Annotated in this window: 23 protein-coding genes, 1 tRNA gene and 1 other RNA gene; 9 read left to right on the forward strand and 16 right to left on the reverse strand. The window is 72.1% G+C overall.

Features of this window, described 5'->3' with window-relative positions; all coding sequences use genetic code 11:
* Nucleotides 1-59 precede the first annotated feature (59 nt).
* Entirely contained in the window at nucleotides 60-1,226 is a 1,167-nt protein-coding gene (locus tag MTO99_RS07105; RefSeq protein WP_243558118.1) for a site-specific integrase, read from the forward strand.
* An 85-nt stretch (nucleotides 1,227-1,311) separates the two neighbouring features.
* Here MTO99_RS07105 and MTO99_RS07110 read toward each other — a convergent pair.
* Nucleotides 1,312-1,387: transfer RNA gene (locus MTO99_RS07110), tRNA-Lys, on the reverse strand.
* A gap of 161 nt (nucleotides 1,388-1,548) precedes the next feature.
* On the opposite strand from MTO99_RS07110, the gene MTO99_RS07115 reads away from it, so the two are divergent.
* Nucleotides 1,549-2,400, forward strand: a complete 852-nt coding sequence (locus tag MTO99_RS07115; protein WP_243558119.1) for an inositol monophosphatase family protein — start codon at nucleotides 1,549-1,551, stop codon at nucleotides 2,398-2,400.
* Between the two features lie 55 nt (nucleotides 2,401-2,455).
* Here MTO99_RS07115 and MTO99_RS07120 read toward each other — a convergent pair whose 3' ends face one another.
* Entirely contained in the window at nucleotides 2,456-3,532 is a 1,077-nt protein-coding gene (locus tag MTO99_RS07120) for a DMT family transporter (RefSeq protein WP_243558120.1), read from the reverse strand.
* Between the two features lie 81 nt (nucleotides 3,533-3,613).
* Here MTO99_RS07120 and MTO99_RS07125 point away from each other — a divergent pair, with 81 nt between their 5' ends.
* Both MTO99_RS07125 and MTO99_RS07130 read left to right on the forward strand, forming a co-directional pair.
* The gene (locus tag MTO99_RS07125) at nucleotides 3,614-4,573 is read left to right on the forward strand and encodes a LysR family transcriptional regulator (protein WP_243558121.1); all 960 of its coding nucleotides are present in this window, start codon (nucleotides 3,614-3,616) and stop codon (nucleotides 4,571-4,573) included.
* Nucleotides 4,570-5,304, forward strand: a complete 735-nt coding sequence (locus tag MTO99_RS07130) for a DUF2249 domain-containing protein (protein ID WP_243558122.1) — start codon at nucleotides 4,570-4,572, stop codon at nucleotides 5,302-5,304. The genes MTO99_RS07125 and MTO99_RS07130 overlap by 4 nt, the downstream gene beginning before the upstream one ends.
* Before the next feature lie 79 nt (nucleotides 5,305-5,383).
* Here the strand turns inward: MTO99_RS07130 and ssrA are convergent.
* Nucleotides 5,384-5,751: a transfer-messenger RNA gene (ssrA, locus tag MTO99_RS07135) on the reverse strand.
* Nucleotides 5,752-5,892: 141 nt separating this feature from the next.
* On the opposite strand from ssrA, the gene MTO99_RS07140 reads away from it, so the two are divergent.
* Nucleotides 5,893-6,582 (forward strand): SIMPL domain-containing protein, encoded by a 690-nt coding sequence (locus tag MTO99_RS07140; RefSeq protein ID WP_243558123.1) that lies wholly within the window; start codon nucleotides 5,893-5,895, stop codon nucleotides 6,580-6,582.
* A gap of 39 nt (nucleotides 6,583-6,621) precedes the next feature.
* Here the strand turns inward: MTO99_RS07140 and MTO99_RS07145 are convergent, their stop codons facing one another.
* Nucleotides 6,622-7,356 (reverse strand): tyrosine-protein phosphatase, encoded by a 735-nt coding sequence (locus MTO99_RS07145; RefSeq protein ID WP_243558124.1) that lies wholly within the window; start codon nucleotides 7,354-7,356, stop codon nucleotides 6,622-6,624.
* Nucleotides 7,357-7,437: 81 nt separating this feature from the next.
* Nucleotides 7,438-8,133, reverse strand: coding sequence for an ArsR/SmtB family transcription factor (locus MTO99_RS07150; protein ID WP_243558125.1), 696 nt, complete (start codon nucleotides 8,131-8,133; stop codon nucleotides 7,438-7,440).
* Between the two features lie 65 nt (nucleotides 8,134-8,198).
* On the opposite strand from MTO99_RS07150, the gene MTO99_RS07155 reads away from it, so the two are divergent.
* Both MTO99_RS07155 and MTO99_RS07160 read left to right on the forward strand, forming a co-directional pair.
* The gene (locus tag MTO99_RS07155; RefSeq protein ID WP_243558126.1) at nucleotides 8,199-8,675 is read left to right on the forward strand and encodes an OsmC family protein; all 477 of its coding nucleotides are present in this window, start codon (nucleotides 8,199-8,201) and stop codon (nucleotides 8,673-8,675) included.
* Nucleotides 8,672-9,106 carry an ACT domain-containing protein gene (locus MTO99_RS07160; RefSeq protein ID WP_243558127.1) on the forward strand — a complete coding sequence of 145 codons (435 nt, stop codon included), beginning with the start codon at nucleotides 8,672-8,674 and terminating at the stop codon, nucleotides 9,104-9,106. Before MTO99_RS07155 ends, MTO99_RS07160 begins: the two co-directional genes overlap by 4 nt.
* Nucleotides 9,107-9,138: 32 nt before the next feature.
* Here the strand turns inward: MTO99_RS07160 and smpB are convergent, their stop codons facing one another.
* From smpB to ftsE, 3 genes are all read right to left on the reverse strand, one after another.
* On the reverse strand, nucleotides 9,139-9,615 hold the full coding sequence (gene smpB / locus MTO99_RS07165; protein ID WP_243558128.1) for an SsrA-binding protein SmpB: 477 nt from the start codon (nucleotides 9,613-9,615) through the stop codon (nucleotides 9,139-9,141).
* 61 nt (nucleotides 9,616-9,676) lie between these two features.
* The gene (gene ftsX, locus MTO99_RS07170) at nucleotides 9,677-10,588 is read right to left on the reverse strand and encodes a permease-like cell division protein FtsX (protein ID WP_243558129.1); all 912 of its coding nucleotides are present in this window, start codon (nucleotides 10,586-10,588) and stop codon (nucleotides 9,677-9,679) included.
* The gene (gene ftsE / locus MTO99_RS07175; protein WP_243558130.1) at nucleotides 10,585-11,685 is read right to left on the reverse strand and encodes a cell division ATP-binding protein FtsE; all 1,101 of its coding nucleotides are present in this window, start codon (nucleotides 11,683-11,685) and stop codon (nucleotides 10,585-10,587) included. Before ftsE ends, ftsX begins: the two co-directional genes overlap by 4 nt.
* 109 nt (nucleotides 11,686-11,794) lie before the next feature.
* Between ftsE and MTO99_RS07180 the strand changes: the two genes are divergently transcribed.
* Entirely contained in the window at nucleotides 11,795-13,273 is a 1,479-nt protein-coding gene (locus tag MTO99_RS07180) for a PKD domain-containing protein (RefSeq protein ID WP_243558131.1), read from the forward strand.
* A 47-nt stretch (nucleotides 13,274-13,320) separates the two neighbouring features.
* Here the strand turns inward: MTO99_RS07180 and prfB are convergent, their stop codons facing one another.
* Nucleotides 13,321-14,427, reverse strand: a complete 1,107-nt coding sequence (gene prfB / locus MTO99_RS07185; protein WP_243558132.1) for a peptide chain release factor 2 — start codon at nucleotides 14,425-14,427, stop codon at nucleotides 13,321-13,323.
* Nucleotides 14,428-14,491: 64 nt separating this feature from the next.
* Here prfB and MTO99_RS07190 point away from each other — a divergent pair, with 64 nt between their 5' ends.
* Nucleotides 14,492-15,808: an MFS transporter gene (locus tag MTO99_RS07190; protein ID WP_243558133.1), complete on the forward strand. Its 1,317-nt coding sequence runs from the start codon at nucleotides 14,492-14,494 to the stop codon at nucleotides 15,806-15,808.
* 18 nt (nucleotides 15,809-15,826) lie between these two features.
* Here MTO99_RS07190 and MTO99_RS07195 read toward each other — a convergent pair whose 3' ends face one another.
* The 7 genes from MTO99_RS07195 to MTO99_RS07225 all read right to left on the reverse strand — a co-directional run bounded on the left by MTO99_RS07195 (nucleotide 15,827) and on the right by MTO99_RS07225 (nucleotide 20,569).
* Nucleotides 15,827-16,282: a pilus assembly protein TadG-related protein gene (locus MTO99_RS07195; protein ID WP_243558134.1), complete on the reverse strand. Its 456-nt coding sequence runs from the start codon at nucleotides 16,280-16,282 to the stop codon at nucleotides 15,827-15,829.
* Nucleotides 16,279-16,713 (reverse strand): hypothetical protein, encoded by a 435-nt coding sequence (locus MTO99_RS07200; protein WP_243558135.1) that lies wholly within the window; start codon nucleotides 16,711-16,713, stop codon nucleotides 16,279-16,281. Before MTO99_RS07200 ends, MTO99_RS07195 begins: the two co-directional genes overlap by 4 nt.
* A 70-nt stretch (nucleotides 16,714-16,783) precedes the next feature.
* Entirely contained in the window at nucleotides 16,784-17,239 is a 456-nt protein-coding gene (locus MTO99_RS07205; RefSeq protein ID WP_354002528.1) for a TadE/TadG family type IV pilus assembly protein, read from the reverse strand.
* A gap of 32 nt (nucleotides 17,240-17,271) precedes the next feature.
* Nucleotides 17,272-17,463: a hypothetical protein gene (locus MTO99_RS07210; RefSeq protein ID WP_243558137.1), complete on the reverse strand. Its 192-nt coding sequence runs from the start codon at nucleotides 17,461-17,463 to the stop codon at nucleotides 17,272-17,274.
* Nucleotides 17,464-17,547: 84 nt separating this feature from the next.
* Nucleotides 17,548-18,483 (reverse strand): type II secretion system F family protein, encoded by a 936-nt coding sequence (locus MTO99_RS07215; protein WP_243558138.1) that lies wholly within the window; start codon nucleotides 18,481-18,483, stop codon nucleotides 17,548-17,550.
* The gene (locus MTO99_RS07220) at nucleotides 18,480-19,343 is read right to left on the reverse strand and encodes a type II secretion system F family protein (protein WP_243558139.1); all 864 of its coding nucleotides are present in this window, start codon (nucleotides 19,341-19,343) and stop codon (nucleotides 18,480-18,482) included. Before MTO99_RS07220 ends, MTO99_RS07215 begins: the two co-directional genes overlap by 4 nt.
* Nucleotides 19,340-20,569 (reverse strand): TadA family conjugal transfer-associated ATPase, encoded by a 1,230-nt coding sequence (locus MTO99_RS07225; protein WP_243558140.1) that lies wholly within the window; start codon nucleotides 20,567-20,569, stop codon nucleotides 19,340-19,342. The genes MTO99_RS07220 and MTO99_RS07225 overlap by 4 nt, the downstream gene beginning before the upstream one ends.
* Nucleotides 20,570-20,585 lie beyond the last annotated feature (16 nt).

Genomic DNA, 20,585 nt, shown 5'->3' on the forward strand with positions numbered 1-20,585 from the left:
GTGTCAGGGGATCCCTGACACCCGCGCGATTCAGGCGGCCAAGAGGGAGGAGTCAGATCGTGGCTAGGGAACGTATCCGCACGGAGGAGTACGGGAAGATCCGCCGCATCACGTGGAAGGGGAAACCCGCCGCGGACGCTTACTACCGCGACTCCGCCGGCAACCGGAAACGCATCCTGCGCACGGCGGACACCTGGCCCCGCGCAGAGCGCGCATTGAAGGACGCGCTCAAGGATCTGTTCGTGGAATCCGAGTCCGACCTGACCCCGACCTCTACTGTGGCCGAGCTGATCGATCTGTGGTGGCTCGAGTGGCTGGCGAGCAAGCCGGCCGTGCAAACGGTGGTCACGTACGAGTCCCGCAAGCGCCAGATCGTGAAGGGCCTCGGCGGCGTGCAGCTGAGAGAGTGCACGGTGCCTCGCGTGGACCGGTTCCTGAAGTCGGTGAAGCAGTCCAAGGCGCATCGCACGATCCTGCGCGCCGCGTTCGGTCTAGCCGTCCGGCACGGGGCCATGAAGCACAACCCCATGCACAACGTCGCGTCGATGCCCGCCAAGGCCCGGTCGGAACGCCGCGCCCCGCAGGCGCCCGACGCCGCAGCCGTAGCCGAGATGCTGACGCTGTTCCGTGCATGGGACCGTGGCAAGGACGGGCGGGGCGTGACCCGGAACCACCCGCTCGAGGACTTCGGGAAGATCGAGTTCGCCACCGGCGCACGCACCAACGAGGTGCTCGCGCTGACCTGGGACGACATCGACCTCGACGCGAAGCAGCCCACCGTCACGATCCGCGCGACCCTGATCCAGGACGAACACGGGAAGGTACTGCGCCAGGAGTTCCCGAAGACGGAGAACAGCGAGCGACGGCTGCTGCTCCCCCAGTTCGCGGTCGAGGTGCTGCTGCGCCGCCGGGTCGAGTCGTACAACGAGAAGGTGTTCCCGAACGGGCGCGGCGGCTGGATCCAGGACGCGAACTTCCGTCGGCGCTGGTGGCATGAGGCGCTGAAGGGCAGCAAGTACGAGGGGATCGTGCCGAAGGATTTCCGCAAGGCGGTCGCGACCTTGGTTGCGAGGCAGATGGATGCCAAGACTGCGTCGCGCCAGCTCGGCAACACCGAGACGGTGGCGCTGAAGCACTACATCCAGCGGGCCGCTGAGGGGCCGGATGCGACGGCGCTGCTGGAGTCGGCGTTCCGTAGCGCCGTGCCCGATGTGGAGACCGACTGACAGGCAAAGTGGAGACCAGATGGAGACCTGGCCCGAAAATGCCAGAAGCCCCGGTCACCGTTTTGAAGCGGTGACCGGGGCTTTTTGGTGCACCCCCAGGGACTTGAACCCTGAACCCACTGATTAAGAGTCAGTTGCTCTGCCGATTGAGCTAGAGGTGCGTGGTTTCGGCACAGCCGAACCGAGGTACGACTGTACCAGTTCACCCGGGCTCGCGCCAATCGAGCGCAGGCGACCGCGCACGCGCCTGCGCGGGCGCCGCGCAGGCGCGTGCGCGGAGCATCCCGCACCGCCTTCGCACACGACTCGATAGCCTGATGCGGTGACCACCGATGCCTCGTCCTCGCCCTTCGCCGACGACCTCGCGCTCGCCCTCGAACTCGCCGACCTGGCCGACGCGGTCTCGCTCGACCGCTTCCGCGCGGTCGACCTCGAGGTGCGCACGAAGCCCGATCGCACTCCGGTCACCGAGGCCGATCTCGCGGTCGAGCGCGCGATCCGCGACCGGCTCGCCGCGGTCCGTCCCGACGACGGCGTGCTCGGCGAGGAGTTCGGCACCGAGGGCGGCACGACCCGGCAGTGGATCATCGATCCCATCGACGGCACCGCGAATTTCCTGCGCGGCGTGCCGGTGTGGGCCACCCTCATCGCGCTGGCGGTCGACGGGCGCCCGGTCGTCGGCGTGGTCGCGATGCCCGCCCTCGGTCGGCGCTGGTGGGCTGCGGCGGGCGGCGGCGCGTGGACGGTGGATGCTCCGGGCACGACCCCGCCGACCGGGCTCGCGGATGCCTCGGGCAACGCGCCGCGACGCATCGCGGTGTCGTCCGTGGCCGAGCTGGCCGATGCATCCCTCAGCTTCCAGAGCATCGCGCAGTGGCGCGAAGCGGGGTACCTCGATCGGCTGCTGTCGCTGTCGCAGCTGGTGTGGCGCGACCGCGCCTACGGCGACGCGTGGTCGTACATGCTCCTCGCCGAGGGGCTGCTCGAGATCGTGGGCGAGTTCGACGTGAAGGTGTACGACTTGGCCGCGGTGGTTCCGATCGTCGAGGAGGCGGGCGGCCGGTTCACCTCGATCACCGGCGATGCCGGCCCGTGGCACGGCAGTTCGCTCGCCACGAACGGCGCCCTGCACGATGCGGTGCTCCGCGCGCTGGCCTCAGCTGCCGACGGGTAGCCCGAGGCATCCGTCACCGCCGATCGCTCACTGCAGATCGCTCACTGCAGATCGCTCACCGTCGATCGCTCGCCGCAGATCCCGAACCGGCGGTCGCCGCGTCCGGCGCGCCCTGGTCGCGGCGGACGCGTGAGCGCCGCCGGCTCCACGCCACACCGGCGAGGCAGAGCGCACCGCCGATGAGCCCGGCCGCCGTCGGCAGCTCGCCGAGCAGCAGCCACGACAGGAGCACCACGATGGCGGGCACCGCGAGCGTCGCCGACGCGGTCGCACCGGCCGTGCTGCGCTGGAGCACCCACGCCCAGAGCAGGAATGCGATCGCGGTCGGGAAGATGCCGAGGTACACCGTCGCCGCGAGCGCCCCTGGCGGTGCCTGCCCGACCTCGCCGACCAGCTGCGGCAGGAACGGCAGCAGCGCGACCGCGCCGACCGCGCATCCCAGCCAGGTCGCTGCGAGCGCGTCGGTCGTGCGCAGCGCGACCTTCTGCACGAGCACGCCGCTCGCGTACAGGGCCGCGGCGACGAGCCCGAGCGCGATACCGGTCGCGTCGCCGTGCGCGCCGGTGCCGCCGAGTGCGATGACCACGACGCCCGCGAAGGCGATGCCGATGCCGACGATGAGCGGCCGCGGGAATCCCTCGTTCAGCACGATGCCGGCGACGAGCGCGACGAGCAGCGGCGCGATGTTCACGAGCATGGCGGTCGTGCCCGCATCGAGGTGGCGCTCGGCGACGTTCAGGGCGAGCGTGTAGCCCGCGAACCACAGGACGCCGTAGGCGATCACCAGCACGAGGCCACGACCGCGCGGCATCGCGGGCCGACGCCAGATCGCGACCGCGATGAGAGCGAGCGCGCCGACGAGTTGGCGGCCGAGGGCGAGGGCGCCCGGGGAGAGCGCGTCGCCGATCCCGCGGATCGCGATGAACGCCGATGCCCAGAGCACGAGGACGACGGCGGTCGCGAAGAGGACGCGCCAGTCGAGCGCACGGCCGGCCGCGACGGGCGCGGCAGACTCCACGGATGGCACGGGCTCCTCGGATGCCACGGGCTCGACGGATGCCACGGGCTCCTCGGATGACTCGGATGCCACGGATGCCACGGGCTCGACGGATCGCTCGGCGGAAGTCGTCATGCGGCCAGCCTCACCGACGCCTGGATTCAGCACAAGCGAATGCTGCTATCCAATCGTTCAGCGGCACTGTATGGTTGGCGCATGGTCGACCCTCAGCGCCTGCGTGTCTTCCGCGCCGTCGTCCAGGCGGGCTCCATCAACCGCGCGGCCGAACGGCTCGGCTACACACCGTCGGCGGTGAGCCAGCATGTGAGTGCGCTGCAGCGCGAGACCGGCTTGGCGTTGATCGAACGGCACGGCCGTGGCATCCGCCCGACCGCGGCCGGTCTGGCGGTGGCCGACCGCGCCACCCGGGTGCTCGACCAGCTCGCCGACTTCGACCTCCTGGCCGACGATCTGCGCAGCGGGCGACGCGGCACCCTGCGGGTGGGCTGCTTCATGTCCGCGAACCGGGCGTGGATGCCGAGCGTGCTGCGCGCCGTCGGCGACGAGTTCCCCGACGTGCGGCTGGAGGTCGACCTGCTCGAACTGCGCGGCCGGCGCTCGGTCGACCCCGACCTCGAGGTCTACGTCGCCGAATCCGTGCATCCCGACCGCGACCCGGCTGCCGCCGACGGTCACGCCGACGGCTACGACCTCGAAGAGCTGCGCACCGAGGACTACCTCGCGGTCGTGCCGCACACGCACGCGCTCGCCGCGCACACGTCGGTCGCGCTGACCGAGCTCGCCGACGAGCCGTGGGTCGACAACGATCACGCACGCGGTCCCTGTCGCGAGATCGTCATCACCGCCTGCGCCGAGCGCGGCTTCGTCCCGCGCTTCCGCGTCGCCGCGCCCGACTACGCGAGCGCGTTCGACTTCGTCGCCGAGGGCCTCGGGGTGACGGTCGTGCCGCGGCTCGGGGCGTATCGGCTGCCGCCGGGCGTGCTCGCGGTTCCCGTGCACGACGCCGACGTGCGCCGACGCGTCATGCTGCGGGTGAAGCGCACGATGCGCGCGCACCCTGCGGTCGCGCGCACGGCCGAGCTCCTGCGCGCGGCGGCCGCCCGTGGCATCGTGTCTCGTGAGACCGTTGCAGCACAGCGAAGGGATGCCTCGTGACCGCGCCCGCACCCACTGCCGGGGCACCCGGCGAACCCGACCGCGCCGACGGTGCCGACGGCCCCGACGAACTCGCCGAACTCGCCGAACCCAGTGGTGCCGCCGACACCGCCGACCCCGGGGCATCCGGCGACGTCCGCGAGATCGACGTGCGCCCGGTGCCGCGCGGCGATCGGCACCCGCTCGTGTTCGCGGCGTACGACGACCTTCGTCCGGGCCAGTCGATCGTGCTCGTCAACGATCACGAGCCCCGGCATCTGCGCGACGAGTTCGAGGAGGAGTTCGCGGGCGCCTTCGGATGGCACGCGCTGCCGGGTTCGTCGGACGCCGCCGGTTGGCGCATCCGCATCACCAAGCGGGCCGGTACCGCCCTGCCCCGCATCGTCGTGTCGGGCGCGCACGCGATCGACACGCCCGTCGACGCCGCCGGCTCGGTCTGGCGCCTGCGCCCGTCCCGGCGCGACCTCGACTCGAACATCATCGTGCTCCCGCCGGGCGACGAGATCCGCCGCCACGAGGGGCCGAACCTCGACGTGCTGGTGTTCGTGATCGCCGGGTCGGGCACGCTCGAGACCGAACTGGACGCCGTGCCGCTCGAACCGGGCGCGGTCGTCTGGCTGCCGCGCCGCTCGCAACGCCGATTCGTCGCGGGCGACGGCGGGTTGCGGTATCTGTCGGTGCACGCGCGCAAGCCCGGTCTGGGCATCACGGCGCGACCCGCCGGGGCCTGAGGCGGCGCAGCGGCGCCGGGCGGTGTTCCGCAGTGTGCGACGACGGCTCATCCGCCGGAGTCGGAGCTCCGGCGGCGGAGTGTGGAGATGGGGGGAATCGAACCCCCGTCCATCGCTGAGATTCCACGTCTTCTCCGGGCGCAGCCTGTGAGGCGTTCTGCTCGGCCCCGACTCGTGTCACAGGCACCTGAGTCGACGGGCCCAGCCTGAAAGAGTCCCACGCACCGTTCAGGCGCCGGTGCGCAGCGAGTTCCCTAGATGACGCCAGGAACCGGGGCGGGAACGAACCCGGACTGACGGACTATCGGCTCTGCTTACGCAGCGAGAGCGAAGTCGGACTGCTTCTTATTGGCAGTTATTGATTCGCAGGGAGCGTTCACGAGATAACCCTGCATCCTCGGCCCGCTTCTCGTGGGCACACAGGCGATGTCGAAACCGATCATCCCCGTGGGTGCCATCGCTGGCGGGCCGTCGTCGCACACTGTGGAGTTTCCAATTCCGCGCTTCGCTCGGGCGAGCGCGGCCTTTCAGGATACAACAGCGACGGATGCCACGCCATTCCGCCGCGCACCTCGATACCCTTGCGGCATGCCGGATCCCGTCGTCATCACCGTGCTCGGCAGCGCCGAGACCCATCATCCTGCCGAGCGGGCCACCGTCACGGTGTCGATCTCGTTCGAAGCCGCCGACCGGGGCAGATCGTTCGAGCCCGTGTCGCGCCTGCACAGCGAGCTCGGCGAGCAGCTCCGCACCCTCGCCGCGCTCGACCCGGCGCCGCTGACCTGGTGGTCGGCCGGACAACTGCGCACCGCGTCGTACCGCCCATGGAACAAGGACGGCAAGGTGCTGCCGCCCGTCCACCGCACCACCGCCGAGATCGAGGCGAAGTTCGCCGACTTCGCGACCCTCGCCGACTGGACGAGCCGGGTCGCGCTCGTCGACGGCGTCACCGTGGTCGGCATCGACTGGGCGCTCACCGAGCGCACGCGCGACCGGCTCCGCGAGCGGGTACGCGACGACGCCGTGCGCTCCGCACGCCGGAAGGCCGAGGCGTACGCCGCGAGCCTCGGCCTCGGGGCGGTCGTGCCGGTCGCGATCGCCGACCCGGGCATGCTCGAAGCGGGCATGCAGTCGTACGCCGGCGGCGCGCCGGCCGGCGTGCGCGCGATGGCTGCGGCAGGCGGCGGCAACGGCGGCCCGAGCATCGATTTCACGCCCCGGCACCTCACCATCGAGGCATCGGTGCATGCGCGATTCGAGGCGCTTCCCGAGCACTGACGCCCCAGCGCTGACGACCCGAGCGCCGGGTCCGCGAATTCAGCCGCGCTCGACCAGCCGGGCCTCGAGCTCGGCCAGCTCGCCGAGGGCGAGCCCTGAGGCGAGCAGGTACTCGCGCGCCGACCCGTGCTCGCGTTCGACCCGCTCGATGGCCGATTCGATCGCCTCGGGCGGGCTGCCGCCCATCAGGATGCGCAGCTCGGGCGTGTCGGCGACGCCGTAGCGCCCGATCATCTCGATCATGCCCTCGAGCCACTCACCGGCGAGGTTCTGCTCGGTGCGCTCGTAGTCCGCGACGACCGCGTCGCGGTCCACGCCGACGGCCAGCAGGGTCATGGCCACCACGACGCCGGTGCGGTCCTTGCCGGCGGTGCAGTGCACCAGCACCGCGCCGTCGGCGGTCGCGATGTGCCGCACCGCGTCGACCACGACACGGGAGTGCTGCGTGACGATGCGTTCGTAGAGGGCCTCGAGCGAGATGCCCGCCGCGCCCTGCGAGGCGCCCGAGCCCTCGAAGACCGGGAGCCGGCGCACCTGCACGTCGAGCCCGTCGAGATCGTCGGGCATGGTGTGCGCTTCGCGCTCGTCGCGCAGGTCGATCACGCGGGAGAGGCCGAGTTCGCGCAGACGATCGCGCCCTTCGTCGCCGAGACGGAAGAGCCCGTCGGAGCGGTAGAGCACGCCGGGGCGGACGACGCCGGCCACGGCGGGCAGCCCGCCGACGTCGCGGAAGTTGTAGGTGCCGGGCACGGGGATCCGGGTCGAGGTCTCCACGGCCCGTAGCCTAACCCGCGCGACCGACACCGAGTACAGGTTCGGCGCCCCGCCGCTCGCGCGGGCGGGTCGGCACGCCGCTCACGCGGGCGGGTCGAGCGCGACCCCCCACTCGTCGCGCAGCGCGCGGCGGCCCTCCGCCGTCACCTCGACGCCCCGGCGCGACCCGCTGCGGCGTCGCACCCACTCGGCCCGCGACACCCGCTCGGCGATCGCCGCGCCGAGTGCTCCGGCGACGTGGAACCGCCGCTCGGTCCAGTCGAGGCACGCGAGCACGGTCGCGCGCCGTCGGCCCCGCGCCGCGACGAGATCGATGCCGAGTGCGTCGAGGCGCGCGGCCGCGTGCGCGGTGAGGGCGAACTCCTCGTCGAACCGGTCGAGCACGCCCTGCGCGACGAAGGCATCGGCGATCGCGACGCCGATCGCACCGGCCAGGTGGTCGTAGCAGTAGCGTCCCGACGCGAGGTCGCGCGCCGCTCGGTGCCGCCGATAGTCGTGCACCGGCGTCTGCGGTGCGAGCGCGCCGAGCTGCTCGAGCGCCGCCGCGACTCCCGGGTCGGCGATGCGGAAGAACCGCTGCCGCCCGCGCGCCTCGGCGGTGAGCAGCCCAGCGTCGACGAGCACCGCGAGGTGATCGCTCGCCGTCGATGCCGAGACGCCCGCGGCCGCGGCGAGTTCGCCCGCCGGCCGGCGCGAGCCGTCCATCAGCAACGACACGATCTCGCTGCGCGCCGGCACCGCGAGCGCCCGCCCGAGTGCCGAGAAGTCGGTGGCCATGCCGGTCAGCCTACGCGTCCGACGTTTCGGTGCCGACCGAAACGTTCCGGCCGTACCGTTGCCGCATGGACACGCATCGATATCGCACCGCGCTCGCCTGGCACGGCTCCACCGCCGAGGGCTACCGCACCTACTCGCGGGCGCACGCCGTCAGCGCCCCGCCCGCCGACGCCACGCTGCACCTCAGCGCCGACGCGGCGTTCCGCGGCGACGCGGCGCTGCTCAACCCCGAACAACTGCTCGTCGCCGCGGCGAGCTCGTGCCTGCTGCTGATGTTCCTCGGCGAGGCGGCGCGAGCCGGCGTCGACGTGGTCGACTACGCCGACGACGCCGAGGGCGAGCTGCGCGACGGCCGGATCGCCCGCATCGTGCTGCGGCCGCGGGTGCGGGTCCGCTCGGGCAGCGCGGCAGGTGTCGAGGGCCAGGTCGCGGCCCGCGTCGACGCGTTGCTGCGCACCGCCCACGAGGGGTGCTACATCGCGAACTCGCTCACGAGCGACGTGGCCCTCGAACCGGTGATCGAGACGGAGGTCGCCGCGTGAGCTTCCCCGAGACGGACCCCCGCGAACGCGACATCGCCGTGCCGCTCCCCCACCGACCCGGCGCGCTCGCCCGGTTCGCCGCGGTGGTGGGCGAAGCCGGCGTCAACCTCGAGGGCGGCGGCGCGTGGGTCGACGACGGAGGCGGGGCCGGCACCGCGCACTTCCTCGTCGACGACGGCGCCCGCGCCGAGGCGGCGCTGCGCGCCGCGGGCTACGACCCCGTCGTCTCCGAGGCGGTCGCGACCCGGCTCGACCAGGGCCGCCCCGGGCAACTGGCCGCCCTGCTCGCACGCCTCGCCGACGCCGGGGTGGACCTGATCGCGCTGTACAGCGACCACGGCGGCCGGCTCATGCTCGTCGTCGACGACCGGCATCGCGCGGCCGCGCGGCGCGCCGTCGAGGCATCCGCCCCGCTCGATCCCCGTTCGTGAGACCCACCCGTTCCGCGAGCCGCGCGATCGGGCTACTCCCCGATCCGCTGCCGGGTCGCGATGGCCCGGTCGGCCTCGCGCTTGTCCTGCTTCTCGCGCAGCGCCTGCCGCTTGTCGTACTCCTTCTTGCCCTTCGCGACCGCGAGCTCGACCTTCGCACGCCCGTCGCTGAAGTAGATCTGCAGCGGGACGAGCGTGTAGCCGCCCTGCGCGGTGCGGTGCGAGATCTTGATGATCTCCTGCTTGTGCAGCAGCAGCTTGCGCTTGCGTCGCGGCGCGTGGTTGTTCCAGGTGCCCTCGGTGTACTCGGGGATGTGCACGGCGTCGAGCCACATCTCGCCGCCGTCGATGAAGGCGTATCCGTCGACGAGCGACGCCCGCCCCTCGCGCAGCGACTTCACTTCGGTGCCGGTGAGCACGATGCCTGCTTCGTAGGTGTCCTCGATGAGGTAGTCGTGGCGCGCCCGGCGGTTGGTCGCGACGACCTTCTGACCGCGTTCCTTGGGCACGGCTGACTCCTTCGATGGTGACGGATGCCTCGGCCGACGCCGGGGCAGCCGCCCAGTCTACCTACACCCGGAGGTACCGGCGGATCGCGATGCCCGCGGAGATCGCCGCGAGCAGCACGCCGACGACGATGAGCAGCGGCACCACGATCCACGCGTCGGTGAGGTCGACGAACGTGAACGACAGCGAGTCGGCGAGGAACCCCTGCACGAAGAACTGCACGATCGCGAGCACCGCGGCCCCGGCGAGCACCGACCCGATCAGCCCGGCGAACACGCCCTCGAGCACGAACGGCGTCTGGATGAACCGGTTGGATGCCCCGACGAGCCGCATGATGCCGAGCTCGCGACGGCGCGAGAACGCCGACAACCGGATGGTCGTGGCGATGAGCAGCGCCGACGCGACGAGCATGATCGCCGCGACCGCGATCGCGGTGTAGCTCGCCGCGTTCAGCACGTTGAAGATCTGGTCGAGCAGGCGCCGCTGGTCGCTCACCGACTCGACGCCCGGCATGCCCGCCAGCGATTCGACGAGCACGTCGGCCTCGCTCGGGTCGGTGAGGTTCACCCAGTAGGTCTCGTTCAGCACCTCGGGCGTGACGTACTCGGCCGCGGGCGTGCCCTCGAACTGCTCCTGGAAGTTCTGGTACGCCTGCTCGTGGTCTTCGAAGTAGTACTCGTCGACGTACGGCGCGAGCGTGTCGGATTCGAGCTGGGCTTCGACGGCGGCCCTCTGCTCCTCGGTCGCCTCGCCGTCGACGCAGCCCGCCGCCTCGCTGAGCGACGTGCACAGGTACACCGCGACCTGGGCGCGGTCGTACCAGTAGCTCTTCATCTGCCCGATCTGCAGCTGCAGCAGCGCCGCGGTGCCGACGAAGGTGAGCGACACGAACGTGACGAGCACGACCGACACCACCATCGACGCGTTGCGGCGCAGGCCGTTGGCCGCCTCGCCGATCACCAGTCCCGCCCTCATGAGACCGGCCCCACTTCCTGGTCGTCGTCGTCGGCTCTCGGTCCGGCGGGTGCGCGCAGCCCGAGGCGCTCTGCGAGCGTGCGCGGCGGCGGTGCGTCGGCTGCGGTCGCGCCGTCGGTGGCCCCGGCCGGTTCGGATGCCCCGGATGCCTCGGATGTCTCGCCCTCGGCGCGCTCCGTCGCATCCGTGGACGCCGTTCGATCCGCGGTGCTGCCCGCGCCCGCGAGCGCCGCACGATCGACCGCGATGACGCCCGTCGCGGCCGCCGTGATCTCGGCGGCCTCGTCGGTGACCTCGTCGGTCGCCTCGGGCTCGACGTAGAGGGGCTCGGCGTCGCGCATGGCCTCGGGCGTGACCTTCGGCGCGGCCGCGGTGACCGTCGCGAGATCCGACGGCTCGAACTCGCGCACCGTCTCGCCGTCGTAGCCTGCGGTGCGTTCGTCGCGCACGACCTCGCCCGACGACAGCTCGATCACGCGGCGCCGCATCTGGTCGACGATGCCGGCCTCGTGCGTGGCCATCACGACGGTGGTGCCGCTCGCGTTGATGCGTTCGAGCAGCGTCATGATGCCGGCGCTCGTGACCGGGTCGAGGTTGCCCGTCGGTTCGTCGGCGAGCAGGATCTGCGGCTTGTTCACGATGGCACGGGCGATCGCGACGCGCTGCTGCTCACCGCCGGACAGTTCGTGGGGCATCCGTTTGCCCTTGCCGTCGAGGCCGACCAGCTTCAGCGTCTCGGGCACCGCCTGGTGGATGAACCCGCGCGACTTGCCGATCACCCGCAGCGTGAACGCGACGTTCTCGTACACGTTCTTGTTGGGCAGCAGTCGGAAGTCCTGGAAGACCACGCCGAGGCTGCGCCGGAAGTACGGCACCTTGCGCGTGGAGATCGAACCGAGGTCCTGCCCGAGCACGTGGATCGTGCCGCGCGTCGGCTTCTCCTCCTTGAGGATCAGCCGCAGGAAGCTCGACTTGCCCGACCCCGACGCACCGACGAGGAACACGAACTCGCCGCGCAGGATCTCGACGCCGACCTCGTCGAGTGCCGGCTTGGACTGCCCGGGATAGGTCTTGGTGACGGAGTCGAAGCGGATCATCGGGATCGAGCCTAAGCAGGCGTGACCGGTTTCGCCGCAGCGGATGCCGTGTGTCGCCCGGCATACTCGATCCTTGGCAGAACGGCGACCGCGCCGCTACACTCCCCACATGGGGGAACGTGGAGGAGGGTGGCGTCGCGCTGCCATCAGTGGGATCGGCGTGCTCGGCACGCTCGCGGTACTCGCGCTCGCGGGCGGCGCAGCCCCGGCGGCCAGCCAGGAATCCGGCAGGCCGGCCGGCTCGTGGCTCGGGCTCGCCAGCGACAACGGTGTACCCTCGATCGACCCGTTCGACACGCTGACGCTCGAGACCGCGGGCTTCGGACCGGGCGTCGCGGGACTTCCGGATGGCGCGCTCCCCGCTGCCGTCGCATTCGCGCCCGACGGTCGCACAGCGTACATCGCGGATCTCCAGGACGACGGCGGTATCCTCGTCGTCGACACGCAGGCGCTCACGGTGACGGGGTCCATTCCGCTCGGGGCCGCGACCCTCGATCTCGCGGTCTCCGCCGACGGCTCGCTTGTGGTGGCCACCGTCCTCGGCCGCGGCGTCGTCGTGGTGAATCCAGCGACGGCGACCGTGGTCCGCGACATCGCCCTCGACCCCGTCGACACGATCGCCGAGTCGGTCGCGATCGCGCCCGACGGCAGCCAGGTGTACGTCACCCGCAGTGACGGCGGACTCGACATCTTCGACCCCGCCACCGCCGCCCTGCAGTTCTCGCTCGTCATCCCGGCGGCGACGATGGCCACGGTGACACCCGATGGCTCGACGGTGTTCGTCGTGTCGGCGTTGACCGAGGAGGTGATCGGTATCGATCCGCGCACCGGGTTCGAGCGATCGCGATCGGCGGTGGAAGCCGGTCTGCGAGTCTACGCCTCGCCGAACGGCGGTCCGGTCGTCGTGACCAGCGTTATCCAGTACGAGGACGATTCCGTCGACGGGTTCACGAGCGATGTCGATGCGGTCACGGGAGTCGAGACCCGTCGCGTGCTGCAGGACGTGCCGACGCCGTTTCTCACGTTTACCCCCGACGGAGCCCGGTTGGTCGGCCAGGTGCTCGGCCAGCTCAGCCTGAGCGTGATCGACCGGGCGACGTTCGAGCAGGGCGACGAGGTACCGCACCAGACGAACGGCCTCGCGATCGCGCCCGATCAGGCGCCGGTCGCGGTGCTGGTCGCACCGTCGGTGACCGGCCTCGGCTCGGACACGGTGCTCGACGCGAGCGGTTCGTTCTCGCCGACGGGCTCGATCGTGCGATGGGATTGGGATTTCGGCGACGGCACAACCGTCTCGACGACCGAGCCGGTCGTGCACCATCGGTACGAACACCCCGGCGCGCACACCGTGCGCGTGACCGTGACGAACTCGGCGGGCACCTCGACCGAGGTCGTGCACACCGGCAAGCAGGTGCTGCGCAACGGCGGACCCTCGGCGATTGCGACCGCGACGGCGGAGGTGCGCGGGCTCGCTGCCACCGGTGTCGACCCCTCGGCGACGGTTCTGCTCGTCGGGGCGCTGCTCGCCCTCGGGGCGGCACTGGGCGCGGCATCCGTCCGTCGTTCCGCGCCTCGCAACCGCGCATAGCCGGCGCAGCGACCGCACCTCGATCGGAACGCCGCGCCGCGCTGGGGTCAGTCTTCCTTGCGCTTGCGCCAGCGGATGCCCGCCGCGATGAGCCCGTCGAGGTCGCCGTCGAACACGACCGCGGGGTTGCCCACCTCGTACCCGGTGCGCAGGTCCTTCACGAGCTGCTGGCCGTACAGGAAGTACGAGCGCATCTGGTCGCCCCAGCTCGCGGTGATGGTGCCGGCCAGCTCCTTCTTCTGCGCCGCCTCCTCTTCGCGCTTCTGCAGCAGCAGGCGGGTCTGGAGCACGCGCATGGCGGCGGCGCGGTTCTGGATCTGCGACTTCTCGTTCTGCATCGACACGACGATGCCGGTCGGCAGGTGGGTGATGCGCACGGCGGAGTCGGTGGTGTTGACCGACTGGCCGCCGGGGCCCGACGAGCGGAACACGTCGACGCGGATGTCGGATTCGGGAACCTCGACCTCCTTCGCCTCCTCCATGATGGGGATGACCTCGACCGCGGCGAAGCTCGTCTGCCGTTTGTCGGCGCCGCCGAACGGGCTGATGCGCGCGAGCCGGTGGGTGCCGGCTTCGACGCTGAGCGTGCCGTAGATGTAGGGCGCGTCGATCTCGAAGGTCGCCGATTTGATCCCGGCGCCCTCGGCGTACGACGTGTCGAGCACCTTCACGGGGTACCCGTGCCGCTCGGCCCAGCGCAGGTACATGCGCATGAGCATCTCGGCGAAGTCGGTCGCGTCGTCGCCGCCGGCGCCCGAGCGGATCGTGACGACGGCCCCACGGTCGTCGTACTCGCCGTCGAGCAGGGTCTGCACCTCGAGGTCGCCGACCGCCTTCTGCAGTGCGACGAGCTCGGCACGCGCCTCGGACTCGCTCTCGGCGTCGTCGGCCTCGTTCGCCAGCTCGACCAGCACCTCGAGGTCGTCGATGCGCTGCTCGATGGCGGTGATGCGCTTCAGCTCGGACTGCCGGTGGCTGAGGGCGCTCGTCACCTTCTGCGCGTTCGCGGGGTCGTCCCACAGGTCGGGCGCGCCGGCCTCGTCGTTCAGCCGCGCGATGTCGGCCTCGAGGGCGTCGACGTCGACGACGGCGCGGATGTCGTTGAAGGTGGACCGCAGGGCGGCGATCTCCTGCGTGAAGTCAGAATCCAGCATGGCGTCCCCAGCCTACGCGAGCGGCGCCGGTCGGATGTCTCGTGCGGGTGTAGCGTCGAAGGCGATGTCGTCCGCGGTTCCCCCATTCAGCTGGCGATCGATCATCCTCCCGGCCTACCTGCCGACGTTCGTCTACTCGATCGGCGAGGGCGCCATCATCCCGGTCATCCCGGTGATGGCCACCGACCGCGGCGCCTCGCTGGCGCTCGCCGGACTCGTCGCCGCGATGGTCATGGTCGGCGAGCTCTGCGGCGACCTGCCCGCCGGCTGGCTCGTCGCGAAGGTCGGCGAGCGCACGGCGATGCTCGCCGCGACCGCGTTGACGCTCGGCGCGACTCTGCTCGCCGCGCTCGTCCCCGCCGTCTGGGCGCTCGGGGTCGGCGTCTTCCTGATCGGGTTCGCGAGCGCGGTGTTCGGGCTCGCGCGGCACGCGTTCCTCACCAGCTACGTCCCGGCGCGGGTGCGAGCGCGGGCGCTGTCGACGCTCGCGGGCGTGTTCCGCGGCGGGTGGGCGGTCGGCCCGTTCGTCGCCGCCGCGCTGCTGGCCTGGACCGGTCACGCCGACGGCGTGTTCTGGGTGCTGGTCGGCGCGTGCGCGCTCGTCGCGGTCGTACTCCTGGTGCTGCCCGACCCCGAGCGGGTGTTCGGTGCGGCTCGGCTCGCGCGCGAGGCATCCGGGCTCACCGCGACCGGTTCGGTCGCGCAGGTCGCGACCGGCGCGACCGGCGCGCGCGCCTCGGATGCCCCGGATGCAGCGCGGGCCCCGGATGCCCCACCCGGCGTGTTCCGCACCATCGTCCGGCATCGCGCGGTGCTCGCGCGCATCGGCACGGGGGCGGGCATCATCGCGGCGGTGCGGGCGAGCCGGGTCGTGATCCTGCCGCTGTGGGCGGTGTCGATCGGGATGCCGCCCGAGCAGGCGGCGGTCGTGATCGGCCTGTCGGCCACCATCGATTTCGCGCTGTTCTACACGAGCGGGCAGGTGATGGATCGGTTCGGGCGGCTGTGGGGTGCGCTGCCCGGCCTGATCGGCCTGGCGGCCGGGCATGTCCTGCTCGCGCTCACGCACGACGCTCCGGGCGCGGCGATGTGGTTCACGGTCGCGGGGCTGCTGCTCGGGGTGTCGAACGGGTTGACCAGCGGCATCCTGATGACCCTCGGCGCCGATCTCGCGCCGAAGCGTCACCCCGCGCCGTTCCTCGGCGCGTTCCGCACGATCGCTGACGCGGGTGCGGCGGCGGCGCCGCTCGCGATCGCCGCGGTCACCTCCGCACTGTCGATCGCGGCTGCGAGCGCCGGCATCGGCGTACTCGGCCTCGTGGGTGCCGCGATGCTCGCCCGGTGGGTGCCCCGGTACGTGCCGCGCGGCGGGCGCCGGTGAGGACCACCCGGCGCGCGTTCAGTGGAACACCGAGCGCGCCGTCGCGGTCACCTCGATCGGCAGCTCGACCGGGATGAGGTCGGTGCTCACGGGCGCCACCCATCGCGCCCGCAGCGTGACCGACACGGTGACCCCGTCGACGCTCGTCGCACGCACGAGTTCGAGGTCGTGCAGGTCGGTGGGCGCGATCTCGAGGTAGTCGGCGGCGGCCGCGTGCACCCGCGCGGGGTCGAGGTCGAACCCGAACGCCCCGTCGTCGATGCGCACCGAGTCGATGCTCCACGACTCGGCTGCAGCGAGCGCGGCGCCGTCGGCGAGGGTGAAGAGCCGTTTGCGGTCGAGGTAGAGCGAGGTGGCCGCCACGACGACGAGCACGAGCACCAGCCCGACGAGGCCGTAGACGAGTACGAGCGGCAGTGTCGAGCCGCCGTCGCGCCGACCCTCGGTGGCGAGCCACCGGCGGAGCGCCCTCACGAGCCCGCCCCCGCGAATCGCGACACGGTCTGGGTCGCGCTCCCCTGGACCGTGACGCTGCCGACCTGTTCGAGTCCGGGCAGGTCGGGCACGAGGGGCAGCGCGACCCGGGCGACGACGTCCACCCGCACGCGAGCGCCGGGTTCGTCGCAGCGCGGATCGCAGTCGAGCCCGACGGATGCGTCGGCCGCCGCGATGCCGTAGTCCTCGAGGGCGACGCGGACCGCGCGTTCGACCGTCGCGCGCGGATCTCCGCCGGTGAGCACGGCGACGCGCGCGGCGTGCCGCGCGGCGCCTTCGACGCCGAGGCTCCCGGCCTGGATGGCCGACATCGCGAGCACGAGGTACACGAGCGGCACGAGCATGAGGAGTCCGACGGTGAGGAACTCCAGCGTCGCCGACCCGTCGTCGCCGCGGACGCACGCCCGCATCTGCGCGCACGCCGGCCGTAGGCGGGCGCACGCCGGCCGTAGGCGGGCGCAGATCGCGCGGGCGCCACGCTCACTCCAAGAGCTCGACGGCGGCATGGCCGGTCACCTCCAGCCCGCGATCGAGGCCGAGCAGCCCGACGACGGGCAGGGTCGCGCGCACCGTGACCGCCACGGTCGGGCCTGCGCCGTCGTCGGTTCGCTCGACGCTGATGTCGCGCCCGTACGCGTCGCCGAGCGCGGCCGCGATCAGGTCGCGGGTGCGTTCCGCCCCCTCGCCGTCGGTGGTGCCGGCGATCGCCGCGTACCTGGCGCCCTCGGCGGCCGCGTCGAGCAGGGTGTTCCGCACGTGCAGGGCGAGCGCGAGCTGCACGACGGCGAGCGCGAGCGTGGTGAGCAGGATGCTCACGAGCACGAACTCGGCGACCGCCGACCCGCGCTCCTCCGCGAGGAGCCGCCGTGCGCCCGGCCGGATCCGAGTGAGCCGGGTCGGCCGGGTCGGCCGGGTCGGCCGGGTGAGCCAGGTCAGCCAGGTCAGCCGGGTCAGCCGGGTCAGCCGGGTCAGCCGCCGAAGCCGGTCACGCGCTTGATCGCCTGGTCGAACACGTCGCCGAGCGCCTGGCCGGCGAGCGACCAGACCACGATCACCAATCCCGCGGTCATGAGCGTGATGAGCACCCAGCCGGGCACATCCCCCCGCTCGTCGCCCAGCGTCACCAGCCGGGAGTGCGCACGTGCGAGCAATGATCGCATCGGGAGTCCTTTCATCGAGGGTCGTGGGAGGTTCGAGGGTCGTGGGAGGTTCGAGCGGCGAAGGGCGAGGGGCGGGGCGCTGCATCAGAAACCCGTCTGCAGCACGACGTAGCCGGGGAAGAGGGCGAATGCGACGGTGATCGGCAGGATGAGGAAGATCAGCGGCACCAGCATCGCGATCTCTTTGCGACCGGCGAGTTCGATGATGCGGCGCTTGGCCTCTTCGCGGGCGTCGCCCGCCTGGGCGGTCAGCACGGCGGCCAGCGGTGCACCGCGGTCGAGCGCGCCGAGGATCTGGTCGACGGCGCGGGTGAGCGCCGGATGGTCGAGCGCGTCGCGGAGCTCGGCGAGCGCATCGGCGAGCGGAACCCCGGTGCCGACGGCGGCGATGACCCCCGCGAACTCGCGTGGCAGTTCCCCCGAGCCGGCGCGTGCGACGCGGCGGAGCGCGTCGAGCATGCCCTCGCCGGCGGTGAGGCTGAGGGCGAGGAACTCGAGCACGGTCGGCAGTTCGGCCGAGATGCGGGCCTGACGGCGTGCGGCGGCGTGCTGCAGCAGCCAGTCGCGCCCGACCGCGGCGAGGGCCGCGACGACGAAGGGCACGACGATGCGAGCGATCGTCGGCATCGTCGCGAAGCCGGGGCTCGCGACCGCGAGCGCACCGGCGACGACGAACCCGATGACGGCGCTCGCGAGCTGTTGCCCGCGGAAGCCCGCCACGGTCGTGGTCGAGCCGGCCTGGCGCAGACGCTTCACGATGACCTCGTCGCCGCCGCCGATCGCTGCGACCGCGGAGCGCGTCGCCTCGACGACCGGCGCGGCCACGAGCCCGAGCACCGGGGCGGGGTCGGCGGGCCGGCGGTCGAGGAGGTCTCGGGCCCCGCTCGACAGGTCGGCGACGTACGGCGCGACGCGTTCCATCAGACGGGGCCTGCCGAGCCGGGGCACCGCCGACAGCATCAGCCAGAGGCCCGCGCCGAGCGCGGCGCCGAGCGCGAGGGCGGCGGCAGCGACGGTCATCGGAACCACCTGCGCTCTTCGGGCAGTCGGCCGAGCGCGATCATCGCCCGGTAGGCGACGAAGCTGACGGTGACGCCGACGAGCAGCAGCACGCTGCCCGCAGCGCTGTCGTAGGCGGCGATCGTCTCGGGTTTCGTCGCGAGCACCACGAGCAGCACCCACGGCGCGGCGACGCCGAGCCGGGCGGCGTTGCGGATCCACGACTGCCGGGCGCGCAGTTCGCCGCGGAGCGCCGCGTCCTCGCGCAGGTACCTCGCGAGGTTGCGAAGGACGGTGGTGAGTTCGCCGCCGCCGACCTCTCGAGCCATGCGCAGGGTCTCGACGAGCCGATCTGCCACGGGGTCGGCGAGCGCGGCCTTCAGCCGGTCGAGCGCGACCGAGAAGCTGCCGGTTCGTGCGTAGTCGGTCGCGAACGCCGCGAAGTCGGGCCGGGTCGCCGCCGGGCCGAGGTCGGCGAGCGCCGCCACGCCGTCGGGCAGCGAGACGCCGGCCCGCACCGAGGCGACGAGGTGGTCGACCACCTCGGGCCACACCGCGCGGTTCGCGGCACGACGTCGGCTCGCCCGCCGGTGCACGAGCACGGGCACGAGCAGCGAGCCGAGCACGGCGGCGACCGCGGACAGCATCGGCAACGAGAACACGGCGTACACGACCGCCCCCGCCGCCAGCCCGAGCAGCGCGGTGACGAGCGCGACCACCGCGATGGGCACACCCCCGAGACCCGCGAGCCGCAGTTCGTCGCGGATCCGGCTGCCCGCGGGACGACGCGCGGCGGGTGCATCGGGTGATGCGGGCCAGATCAGCGGCGACAGCATGAGCAGCAGCCCGAGGCCGAGCGCGGCGCCGAGCACGAGGCTCATGCGACCGCTCCGAGGACGGCGTCGGGGTCGAGCCCCGCCTGGCGGTACTTCGCGAGACGGGTGGGCCGCGCCCCGGTCGCGGCGAGCCGCCCGTCGCGCAGTGCGAACAGCAGCGCCGTTTCGACGAGCCCGTCGACGACACGGCCGGTCGGCGTGGAGATCTGCTCGACGCGTCGTCGGCCGTGCCGGTCGATCGCGAGGTGCACGACGAGATCGATCGCCCCGGCGACGGTCGGCACGACGAACGCGCTGTCGATGTTGCGGCCCGCCAGGAGCGGCAGGGTGCACAGTTTCGTGAGCGCGTCGGCGGCCGAGTTCGCGTGGATCGTGCACATGCCCGGCACGCCCGAGTTCAGCGCGATGAGCAGGTCGAGGCTTTCGGCCTCGCGCACCTCGCCGACGACGAGCCGGTCGGGGCGCATCCGCAGCGCCTCCTTCACGAGCCGTCGCAGGGTGATCTCGCCCGTTCCCTCGAGGCTCGGCTGCCTGCACTGCATCGCGACGACGTCGCGCACGTCGAGGTCGAGCTCGAAGGTCTCCTCGACGGTGACGACCCGTTCGCCGGGGCGGATCGCGGCGAGCATCGCGTTCAGCATCGTGGTCTTGCCGGTGTGCGTGGCGCCCGAGACGAGCACGTTGGCCCCCGCGAGCACGCTCATGCGCAGGAACTCGGCGGCCTGCGGCGTGAGCGAGCCGAGTTCGACGAGTTGACCGAGCGAGCGCAACCCGCGCTGGAACTTGCGGATGTTCACGGCCCAGTGCCGGCGCGTCACGTCGGGGATGACCACGTGCAGCCGCGACCCGTCGGGCAACGAGGCGTCGACGAACGGCGAACTCAGATCCACGCGCCGGCCCGAGTGCTGCAGCATCCGCTCGACGAGCTCGCGCACCTCACGGTCGCCGAGCACCACCGTGGTGAGCTCGGCGACCCCGTCGCGCGCGACGAACACGCGGGTCGGGCCGTTGATCCAGATCTCTTCGACGCTCGGGTCGTCGAAGAACGGCTGGAGCGGCCCGTACCCGGTGAGTGCGGCGACCACCTCGCGTTCGGCGCCGGATTCGTCGTCGAGCCCGCGGTGCGCGCCGGCGAGCGCCTTCTCGCTGTAACGCCGGACCTCTTCGCGTGCGTATCGCGCGGCGATGCGGTCGTCATCGGCGAGGTCGACCCCGTCGCGGAGCACCCGGCTGCGCACCCGATCGGCGATGGTGCGCACGGGGTCGGTCATGCGTTCCATCTTGCGG

This window comes from Agromyces larvae (genome assembly GCF_022811705.1).
Classification (GTDB): Bacteria; Actinomycetota; Actinomycetes; order Actinomycetales; family Microbacteriaceae; genus Agromyces; species Agromyces larvae.

Coding starts and splice junctions, on each gene's coding strand:
- MTO99_RS07120 (WP_243558120.1), bottom strand. CDS start 3,532: ATGACGACTTCCGCCGAGCGATCCGTCGAGCCCGTGGCATCCGTGGCA.
- MTO99_RS07125 (WP_243558121.1), top strand. CDS start 3,614: ATGGTCGACCCTCAGCGCCTGCGTGTCTTCCGCGCCGTCGTCCAGGCG.
- MTO99_RS07140 (WP_243558123.1), top strand. CDS start 5,893: ATGCCGGATCCCGTCGTCATCACCGTGCTCGGCAGCGCCGAGACCCAT.
- MTO99_RS07150 (WP_243558125.1), bottom strand. CDS start 8,133: ATGGCCACCGACTTCTCGGCACTCGGGCGGGCGCTCGCGGTGCCGGCG.
- MTO99_RS07155 (WP_243558126.1), top strand. CDS start 8,199: ATGGACACGCATCGATATCGCACCGCGCTCGCCTGGCACGGCTCCACC.
- ftsX (WP_243558129.1), bottom strand. CDS start 10,588: ATGAGGGCGGGACTGGTGATCGGCGAGGCGGCCAACGGCCTGCGCCGC.
- ftsE (WP_243558130.1), bottom strand. CDS start 11,685: ATGATCCGCTTCGACTCCGTCACCAAGACCTATCCCGGGCAGTCCAAG.
- MTO99_RS07180 (WP_243558131.1), top strand. CDS start 11,795: ATGGGGGAACGTGGAGGAGGGTGGCGTCGCGCTGCCATCAGTGGGATC.
- prfB (WP_243558132.1), bottom strand. CDS start 14,427: ATGCTGGATTCTGACTTCACGCAGGAGATCGCCGCCCTGCGGTCCACC.
- MTO99_RS07190 (WP_243558133.1), top strand. CDS start 14,492: ATGTCGTCCGCGGTTCCCCCATTCAGCTGGCGATCGATCATCCTCCCG.
- MTO99_RS07200 (WP_243558135.1), bottom strand. CDS start 16,713: ATGCGGGCGTGCGTCCGCGGCGACGACGGGTCGGCGACGCTGGAGTTC.
- MTO99_RS07210 (WP_243558137.1), bottom strand. CDS start 17,463: ATGCGATCATTGCTCGCACGTGCGCACTCCCGGCTGGTGACGCTGGGC.
- MTO99_RS07215 (WP_243558138.1), bottom strand. CDS start 18,483: ATGACCGTCGCTGCCGCCGCCCTCGCGCTCGGCGCCGCGCTCGGCGCG.
- MTO99_RS07220 (WP_243558139.1), bottom strand. CDS start 19,343: ATGAGCCTCGTGCTCGGCGCCGCGCTCGGCCTCGGGCTGCTGCTCATG.
- MTO99_RS07225 (WP_243558140.1), bottom strand. CDS start 20,569: ATGACCGACCCCGTGCGCACCATCGCCGATCGGGTGCGCAGCCGGGTG.